Annotated in this window: 5 protein-coding genes; 3 read left to right on the top strand and 2 right to left on the bottom strand. The window is 56.0% G+C overall.

Translation table 11 applies throughout. The annotated features are described in order from the left end of the window. The first annotated feature begins 123 nt into the window (after positions 1 to 123). Positions 124 to 4,128 carry an autotransporter outer membrane beta-barrel domain-containing protein gene (locus tag GKAS_RS25445; RefSeq protein WP_051910760.1) on the top strand — a complete coding sequence of 1,335 codons (4,005 nt, stop codon included), beginning with the start codon at positions 124 to 126 and terminating at the stop codon, positions 4,126 to 4,128. 101 nt (positions 4,129 to 4,229) lie between these two features. On the opposite strand, the gene GKAS_RS12450 is transcribed toward GKAS_RS25445, so the two are convergent. Then, on the bottom strand, positions 4,230 to 4,976 hold the full coding sequence (locus GKAS_RS12450) for a MipA/OmpV family protein (protein WP_035894606.1): 747 nt from the start codon (positions 4,974 to 4,976) through the stop codon (positions 4,230 to 4,232). Positions 4,977 to 5,412: 436 nt separating this feature from the next. On the opposite strand from GKAS_RS12450, the gene yeaG reads away from it, so the two are divergent. Both yeaG and GKAS_RS12460 read left to right on the top strand, forming a co-directional pair. Further along, complete coding sequence (yeaG, locus tag GKAS_RS12455; protein WP_035894607.1) at positions 5,413 to 7,347, top strand: protein kinase YeaG; 1,935 nt, start codon at positions 5,413 to 5,415, stop codon at positions 7,345 to 7,347. Between the two features lie 113 nt (positions 7,348 to 7,460). After that, positions 7,461 to 8,744 carry a YeaH/YhbH family protein gene (locus tag GKAS_RS12460; RefSeq protein ID WP_035894609.1) on the top strand — a complete coding sequence of 428 codons (1,284 nt, stop codon included), beginning with the start codon at positions 7,461 to 7,463 and terminating at the stop codon, positions 8,742 to 8,744. A gap of 450 nt (positions 8,745 to 9,194) precedes the next feature. Here GKAS_RS12460 and GKAS_RS12465 read toward each other — a convergent pair. Further along, positions 9,195 to 9,882, bottom strand: a 688-nt coding sequence (locus GKAS_RS12465) for an aldo/keto reductase (protein ID WP_035894610.1), incomplete at its 5' end; no start/stop codon positions are given.

Genomic DNA, 9,882 nt, shown 5'->3' on the forward strand with positions numbered 1-9,882 from the left:
AATCTGAATAACACTCACTCTCATTCCCTTATCCACTGCGCGGCATTCAGGTATTTGCCTGTCTGATTCACCGTCAGCCCCGCAGCGCTCAACACCATTATTTTGTTTTTCCCGAGGATAATCATGCCTGTTTTTCACGCGCTTTCTTTCCGGCGCAGTACCCTTGCTCTCACCGTGGGGCTTGCCCTGTGCGCCCTGACGCCTAATGGAGTGAATGCTGCCGATGGTGCAGATGGCAGTGCCGCAACGCCTGATGCCAGCGCGCAAGGGGGGCACGGCGGCAATATGGATTTAGTGACCGGTGTCGGTGGCAACGGTGGGTCTGGAGGCGCCGGAGGGCGCGGACAGGCAAGCAGCGACGGACAAAGCGGCGAAACCGGTAGCCTGAGCGGCAGCCCGATAGCCGCCGGTAACGGTGGGGCTCACCAGGAACCTGACCGCGTAGCCACTAACGGTGCCGGCGCTGCCGGTGGTGGTGGCGGCGGTGGTGCTGCGGGGGCTGTACTGAATGGATCCGGGCAGACGCAAAACAACGCCACCATTCGGGGCGGCAACGGCGGGCGCGGCGGTAACGGCGGCTCAAACACCACGGACGTTGTCGATGCTGGGAACGGCGGCAACGGCGGTGACGGCGGTGGCGGAGGGAGCGGCGTGCTGCTCATCGCCAGCGGCAGCTATGACAACAGCGGCACAATAAGCGGCGGTAACGGTGGCACCGGGGGGAATACCGGCAGCGCCAGCGCGAATGATAAAACCAACAACGGTATCACTATCCATGCCGGTAGCGGCGGCGCGGGCGGTGAAGGTGGCGACGGCGTGACTGCAACAAAAGGCGGCAATGTCACCAATAGCGGCACCATCAGCGGCGGTAACGGCGCCACCGGTGGTCTGGCGGCCAACGCCAACAGCCAGCAGAACACCACGGTCACCGGCGTCGGCGGTACCGGCGGGAAAGCGGCCAGCGGCGGTAACGGCGTATGGCTCAGCGATACCAGTTCAATCACGAATACGGGAAAAATCCTGGGCGGTATCGGCGGCAATGGCGGTAACGGTGGCGCGGTTGATGCCGGTCAGGGAACCGGCGTTGTCGGCTATGGTGCCATCGGCGGCAACGGCGGCAGCGGGATCACCGTGGTCAATAGCGGCGCCGTCACCAACCAGATGGGTGGCGAGATAAGCGGCGGCTATGCCGGGACCGGCGGCGGTGGTAACTCCAATAGCAGCGGTCTGAACCTCAGCGGCGGCGACGGTGGCGACGGCGGTAACGGTGGTATCGGTATTGCGCTGGAAAATGGCGGTACGGTCTCTAACTTCGGCAAGGTCATCGGCGGCGCGGGCAACCGTGGCGGCGGTAGCGGCAGCCTGGCAACCTCCCACGGCGGCGATTCCGGCATTGGCGGTATTGGGATTGATATCACCCAACAGGGGAAGGTGACCAACGAAGCGTCAGGGAAAGTGCTGGGCGGTAAAGGCGGAGATGACTCTGCGGGCGGCGGTGGCGTCGGGGGAATTGGCGGTACCGCCGTCAATATTACCGGCGCGGGCGATGTCCTTAATAAGGGCGAATTTACCGGCGGCGACGGCGGTGCGGGGGCCAATGCTAACGGTACCAACGCCGACGGCGGAACCGGTGGTCAAGGTGGCAACGGGTTATCCATTCACGGCAAAGGTACCGTCACTAACGCTACCAGCGCTACGGTCCACGGCGGTATGGGCGGCACCGGCGGTGGCGGCAGCATCGGCAACGGTGGCGTTGGCGGCAAAGGAGGCAACGGCGTACTGATTGGCGCAGGCGGCACGGTGACCAACGACGGTAACATTGTCGGCGGGACCGGGAATCGTGGCGGCGGCGGTGGCCAGTCTGACGGCGGCAGCGGCGGTGACGGCGTACATATCGAGGCTGGCGGCGGTACGCTGGATAACAGCGGCACCATTTCTGGCGGCAGCGGCGGCAATGCGGGTACTGCCACCGGCAGCGCGGGTGCGGGCGGCATCGGTGTATACGGTAGCGATATGACCATCATCAACAGCGGTACGCTTCAGGGCGGGATGAGCCAGGACGGAACCATCCGTTCCCAGGCCGTGATGTTTGCCTCCGGCACCAACTCGCTGGCCCTACATGCGGGCTACAACGTGGTGGGCGATGTCAGCGCGGGTAACGGTGATGATACGCTAATCCTTAGCGGCGACCGTGACGCGGAATTTGATGCCGTAAGTATTAGCGACAGCGCCCAGTATCAGGGCTTCGACCATTTCAGCAAAGAGGATGCCAGTACCTGGCTTTTGAAAAACAGTACGGATTCAGTCACCCCCTGGACGCTGAAAGGCGGCGTATTACAGATTGCAAAAGCCGAGAGCCTCGGCCAGACCGGAAGCGCACTGACCTTCGACGGCGGTACGCTCCAGTTGCTCGACAACGTCTCACTGGACGCTTCACGGCCGATAAATATCGCTGGCGCTGGCGGTACGCTGGATACTCTGGGCTACCGCGCCACGATAGACCATGGCATGACTGGCAGCGGGAACTTCACCAAACAAGGGTCTGGTGCTCTCTCGCTTACCGGTGACAGTACCTTTGAGGGTGAAACGACCCTTGCCGGCGGCAGTATGGATGTTACCGGCTCACTCAAAAGTGCGGTAACCGCACTGAGCGCCACCGCCCTCTCCGGCACCGGCAGCGTCGGCAGCACAACGCTTGAAACCAACAGTTCACTGACCGTAGGTTCGCCAGCCGAGAGCGATGACACTGACGCGACCTTTACGGTTGACGGCAACCTCAGTAACGGCGGCAGCGTCACGCTATCACGCAGTCTGCTGCATGTGGGTAACAAGCTGGATGTCAGCGGTAACTATCGCGGTGACAGCGATAGCACGCTGAATCTCAATACCGTGCTGGGCGATGATGCGTCGCAAACCGATCATCTCAGCATTGCGGGCGATACCTCCGGCACCACGCGCGTCACGGTCAATAACGTGGGCGGTCTCGGCGCACAGACGAATCAGGGGATTGAAGTCATCAGCGTTGGCGGACTATCCGCTGCTGGCGCTTTCGTACAGGCGAACCGTGTGGTTGCTGGTCCGTGGGACTATAGCCTGGTGCAAAAAGGCCAGAACTGGTATCTGACCTCAATCAACACCAAGACGGTGACACCGCAGTATCGCCCGGAGGCCGGGAGCTACCTGGTCAACCTGGCCGCCGCCAACACCGTCTTTAGCCTATCGCTGGACGATCGTGAAGGCGCCACTGAGTACACGCCACAGGGGGCCAAGCGATCTGCCCTGGCAAGCACCTTCTGGCTGCGCCAGGAAGGCGGACAGAACCGCTCGCGCGCGGCAGGCGGGCAAATTCGCTCCCGCGCCAACCGCTATGTGGCTCAGCTGGGTAACGAATTCTGGCATGGCAGCCGCAATGGCGATGACCGCTGGGGCGCAGGGCTGATGGCAGGCTACGGTAACGTCTCAGGGCAATCGTCATCATCCCTGACCAACTACCGCTCGCGTAACCATATGGCGGGCTATAGCGTGGGGGCGTACAGCACCTGGTATCAGAACGCGGTCAGCCGACAGGGTCTGTATCTCGATAGCTGGGTGAACTACAACTGGTTTACTAACCGGGTCAACGGCGATGAGTTGCAGCATGAAACCTATGACAGCCACGGTTTCACTGCCTCGGTGGAAACGGGCTATAACATGCTACTGCGGGAGCAGCCACGCCAGGCTATCTATCTTGAACCACAGGCCCAGCTCACGTGGATGGGGGTCAAAAGCCCAGACCACATCGAAGCCAACGGTACGCAGGTGAAAGATAGTAGCAAAGGCAATCTGCAATCCCGTCTGGGGATGCGGCTCTATCTGCGCGGCCACCGCACGGAGGACGACGGCAAGGGGCGAGAGTTCAAACCATACGCCGAAGCCGACTGGCTGCACAATACCCACTTCGCCGAGATTAGCATGGGCGATACCTCGATTCGTCAGGAAGGCGCGGCCAATATTGCACAACTAAAACTCGGCGTGCAGGGGCAAATCTCCCCGTCGCTGAATTTATGGGGAGGTACCGCGATACAGGTGGGTGACCACAGCTATAGCGATGCGTCGATTATGATGGGCGTGAAATACGCCTTTAAATAAAAAAGCCTCACCACGGTGCAGTGCACCACGACGAGGCCCTTTTGCAGTGCAACCCCAACGCGCAATACGTTGGGGTTCATCCCGCTGAAATTCGGGACAATTTAGAAAGTGTAGGTCACACCCGTAGACAGTAACCCGGTCCAGCTCTTGTCAACCATTGGGCTGTCGGTAATTTCGTCAGACAGGCGGGTATAACGTGCGGTACCGTAAACGCTCCAGCTGTTCGCGAAGCGATAGTTGGCGGTCAGCTCCAGATACGGGTTCCAGCTGTTGCTTGGGTCGTAGCTTCTCAGACCACTTTTTGCCGCTTCATGATGCGAAACGCCGTAGTAGTACTGGTTCTGGTTTTCGCTGTTCCACTCAACGCCGATACCCGGCGTTAAGGTCAGGCCACCGTTGGTGTAGCGATACACCCACGCGGTATCCCACACCACCCCGTTACTGTTATCCAGAATGTCACCCGAAAGCGCGGTACGCAGAGAACCATACTGTGTATGGTGCATCCAGGAGACACCCGCCATCACGGTAGATTTACGCTTATCAAGCTTACGCAGTTGGCTGTTGTCGCTGTCGCCCGGCTTGAAGTACATCGGAGACCAGTATCCCATCACCGAGAGTTGGTCTGTGCCGTCATTCCACAAATAGTAGCCGCCACCCAGACCACGGAACCAGAAGTTATCCCCTTCATAGTTGATAACCGGTACAGGGTATAAGTCATGGTCGTACTGCTTATATGGATGCTCAACAATCCCGACACCCGCACCCAGAGTCAGCTTACTTTCCGCCTGTACTGCGGTAGCAGAAGTGGCAATCAGGACCCCTAAAGCTAGAAGTTTGATTCGATTCACAATCTGTCATTCCTTTTTTCAACATTTCAGCGGGCTGAAGTTTACCTTTCACACAGCCTAACGACAAATTTTTTACCTGTAATATCAGAATACGACTCATCATTATCTTGCCCAATGATGGCAACACGCTTGCAAATACGTGACAGCACTATGAAAGCGTAAAAAATATAAAAAGAATTAATGCCCGTATTTTTTGATGAGTTATTGATATGTCATTGAAAATCGTTTTTCCCGCCATGCAAGTTTTGCAAATGCCATCTACGCTTAATTTTAGAAGGTGTAATCGCAGCGCACGTTACCGTTAATCGTCCAACAACCTGGCACAAGGGTTGCTGGATTAAGGAGTGAGCGTCGTTCGGCTTACCTCTTCCGGGAGCCCCCACTATTCATACCAATGGCTCTTAACCTGTGCTAAAAAACGAAAGGACGGCATGCCATGAATATATTCGATCACTATCGCCAGCGCTATGAAGCTGCCAAGGACGAAGAGTTCACACTGCAGGAGTTTCTTACCATTTGTCGGCAAGATCGCAGTGCCTATGCTAACGCAGCAGAACGGCTATTAACCGCTATTGGCGAGCCTGTAATGGTTGATACTGCCCAGGAACCGCGGCTTTCCCGTCTCTTTTCGAACCGAGTTATCGGACGCTATCCGGCGTTTGAAGAATTCTACGGCATGGAAGAAGCGATTGAACAGATCGTCTCCTATTTGAAACATGCCGCCCAGGGACTGGAAGAAAAGAAACAGATCCTCTACTTATTAGGCCCGGTCGGCGGCGGTAAATCCTCGCTGGCGGAGCGTCTTAAAGCGCTGATGCAGCGCGTACCTATTTACGTGCTGAGCGCCAACGGCGAGCGTAGCCCGGTTAACGATCATCCTTTGTGCCTGTTTAATCCGCAGGAAGACGCGCAGATTCTGGAAAAAGAGTACGGCGTGCCAACCCGCTATCTGGGCACCATTATGTCGCCGTGGGCCGCGAAGCGCCTGCACGAATTCGGCGGCGATATTACCAAATTCCGCGTGGTGAAAGTCTGGCCATCCATCCTTGAACAGATTGCGATTGCCAAAACTGAACCGGGCGATGAAAACAACCAGGATATCTCCGCGCTGGTCGGTAAAGTCGATATCCGCAAACTTGAACACTACGCGCAGAACGACCCGGATGCCTACGGCTATTCCGGTGCCCTGTGCCGCGCCAACCAGGGGATCATGGAGTTCGTCGAGATGTTTAAAGCGCCAATCAAGGTGCTGCATCCGCTGCTGACGGCCACCCAGGAAGGTAACTACAACGGGACCGAAGGGATCTCTGCCCTGCCCTTTAACGGCATTATCCTGGCACACTCAAACGAATCTGAGTGGGTCACCTTCCGCAACAACAAAAACAACGAGGCGTTCCTCGACCGTGTTTACATCGTCAAGGTGCCTTATTGCTTGCGCATCTCCGAAGAGATCAAGATCTACGAAAAACTGCTCAACAACAGTGAGCTGACCCACGCGCCTTGCGCGCCGGGCACGCTGGAAACGCTGTCTCGCTTCTCGATTCTTTCACGCCTGAAAGAGCCGGAAAACTCCAGCATCTACTCGAAAATGCGCGTGTACGACGGTGAAAGCCTGAAGGATACCGACCCGAAAGCGAAGTCCTACCAGGAGTATCGCGACTATGCGGGCGTGGACGAAGGAATGAACGGTCTCTCTACCCGTTTCGCCTTTAAGATCCTCTCTCGCGTGTTCAACTTCGACCACGCCGAAGTGGCGGCGAACCCGGTACATCTGTTCTACGTGCTGGAACAGCAGATCGAACGCGAGCAGTTCCCGCAGGAGCAGTCGGAACGCTACCTGGAGTTCCTCAAAGGCTATCTGATCCCGAAATACGCCGAGTTTATCGGTAAAGAGATCCAGACGGCGTACCTCGAATCCTACTCGGAATACGGGCAGAACATTTTCGACCGTTATGTTACCTACGCCGATTTCTGGATTCAGGATCAGGAGTATCGCGACCCGGATACCGGACAGTTGTTCGACCGCGAATCGCTGAACGCTGAACTGGAGAAAATTGAGAAGCCTGCCGGGATCAGCAACCCGAAAGACTTCCGCAATGAGATAGTCAACTTTGTGCTGCGCGCCCGCGCCAACAACAACGGCCGCAACCCGAACTGGACGAGCTACGAGAAGCTGCGCACCGTTATTGAGAAGAAAATGTTCTCCAATACCGAAGAGCTGCTGCCGGTGATTTCGTTTAACGCGAAGACCTCAACCGATGAGCAGAAAAAGCACGACGATTTTGTCGATCGGATGATGGAAAAAGGCTATACCCGCAAACAGGTTCGCCTGTTGTGCGAATGGTATCTGCGCGTGCGTAAATCGTCATAACCACACGGTACCCGGCGGCGTTCGCGCTGCCGGGCCGACAACAATGTCCCGTAGGCCGGTTCATCCGGCACTTACAGGCGCAGTAAGTTGGCAAAAGCAGTTCAGGAGGGGCTATGACCTGGTTCATTGACCGGCGTCTGAACGGCAAAAACAAGAGTGCGGTTAACCGCCAGCGCTTCTTGCGCCGTTATAAAGCGCAAATAAAACAGTCGATCTCCGAGGCCATCAACAAACGTTCGGTGACCGATATCGACAGCGGTGAATCTGTCTCCATTCCGACGGATGATATTAGCGAGCCGATGTTCCATCAGGGGCGCGGCGGATTGCGGCATCGGGTTCATCCCGGTAACGACCACTTCGTACAAAACGATCGTATCGAGCGACCACAGGGCGGCGGCGGTGGCGGCGGTAGCGGTCAGGGACAGGCCAGCGCCGATGGCGAAGGTCAGGATGAGTTCGTGTTCCAGATTTCCAAAGATGAGTATCTGGATCTGCTGTTTGAAGACCTGGCGCTGCCTAACCTCAAGCGTAACCAACAGCGTCAGCTCACCGAGTTTAAAACGCACCGTGCAGGCTTCACCGCCAACGGTGTACCGGCGAACATCAGCGTCGTGCGTTCACTGCAAAACTCCCTCGCCCGTCGTACGGCGATGACCGCAGGTAAACGTCGCGAGCTGCACGCGCTGGAAGCCACGCTCGATGAAGTGGCCAAAAGCGAACCGGCGCAGCTTCTGGAAGAAGAACGCCTACGCAAAGAAATTGCCGAACTACGGGCAAAAATCGACCGCGTGCCGTTTATCGACACCTTTGACCTACGCTACAAGAACTACGAGAAACGCCCTGAGCCTTCCAGCCAGGCGGTGATGTTCTGTCTGATGGACGTCTCGGGCTCAATGGATCAATCCACTAAGGACATGGCCAAACGCTTTTATATCCTGCTCTATCTGTTCCTGAGCCGAACCTATAAAAACGTGGAGGTGGTCTATATTCGCCACCATACTCAGGCCAAAGAGGTAGATGAGCACGAGTTTTTCTACTCACAGGAAACCGGCGGCACGATAGTCTCCAGTGCGCTGAAACTGATGGATGAAGTGGTGAAAGCGCGCTATGACCCGGCGCAGTGGAACATTTACGCCGCGCAGGCGTCGGACGGCGATAACTGGGCGGACGACTCCCCGCTGTGTCATGAAATTCTGGCGAAGAAAATTCTGCCGGTAGTGCGTTACTACAGCTATATCGAAATCACCCGGCGGGCGCACCAGACGCTGTGGCGTGAATATGAACATCTGCAGCAGACGTTTGATAACTTTGCCATTCAGCACATTCGCGATCAGGAAGATATTTATCCGGTCTTCCGTGAACTGTTCCACAAGCAAGGTAGTACAATCAAGGATTAATCAGTATAAATCAGCCAGTTATATGTTATTTCTGGCTGATTTTCCTTTCTTGCGAACTGTCATTTTATTCTTTCCCAATCAGTGAGTTAACTTTCATTTTGGGGAATAGATTTCGTTAATGACTGTTAACATCAAGTCAACTGAACATGAATGTTGTCGTTCTCACTCGTTCAAAGGGATTTTAAATCTTGCGAGTTCTCCTATTAAATCAGTGTAATACAGTGATTTTTCGCCAATAGTTCATAATTAAGTGATCAATATTATCAGTCAGTTACAAGTGTAATAGCGTTCCCATGGCGAAAGATTTATTGCAATTAAGGTCCGCTATGAGCGAGGAGCGGACATCCAAGAATTGATGAAAAGTACAACATCTTCAGGTAATAAATAAATTTCGCCGAAATAATGTAATTACCGACCCGAAGGCCGGTAATTGTTAACACTGATAACCTTTTACCACGCGTAAGCTTCAGGTGCCTCTCCGCCTGGCCCAGGCCAGATGGTATCCAGCCTTTTGAGCGTATCATCTGAAAGAGACAGCGTCAGGGCATTGAGATTCTGACGGAGCTGTTCAACTGTACGCGGACCACTGAGCACGGTGCTAACCACCGGGTTCTGCAGTAGCCAAGCCAGCGCGACGTCTGATGGTGTTTCCCCCAGCTCATCACACAGTGTTTCCCAGGCCTCCAGTTGTGGCCGCCGGCGGTTGATTTGTGCCTGCAACTGCGGTGATGCCCGGCGGCCACCGGCAATTTTCTTCAGAACACCGCCCAGCATCCCCATCCCGACCGGGCTCCAGGGGATCAGGCCAATGCCGTAATGACGCAGCGCCGGAATGATTTCTAGCTCAATCGTGCGCTGGGTCAGATTGTACAGGCTCTGTTCCGATGCCAGCCCCAGCAGGTTGCGCGCGTCAGCCTTGCACTGTGCAGTGGCAATATCCCAGCCAGCAAAGTTACTGCTGCCAACGTAGCTGATTTTACCCTCACGGATCAGCTGTTCCATGGCCAGCCAGATCTCCTCCCAGGGCGTGTTCCGGTCGATATGGTGCATCTGATAGAGATCGATATGGTCCGTTTTCAGCCTTTTCAGGCTGGCCTCACAGGCCCGGCGGATATGGTAGGCAGACAGGTATTTGTCG

Origin of the sequence: Kluyvera ascorbata ATCC 33433 (assembly GCF_000735365.1) — a bacterium.
GTDB classification, from domain to species: domain Bacteria; phylum Pseudomonadota; class Gammaproteobacteria; order Enterobacterales; family Enterobacteriaceae; genus Kluyvera; species Kluyvera ascorbata.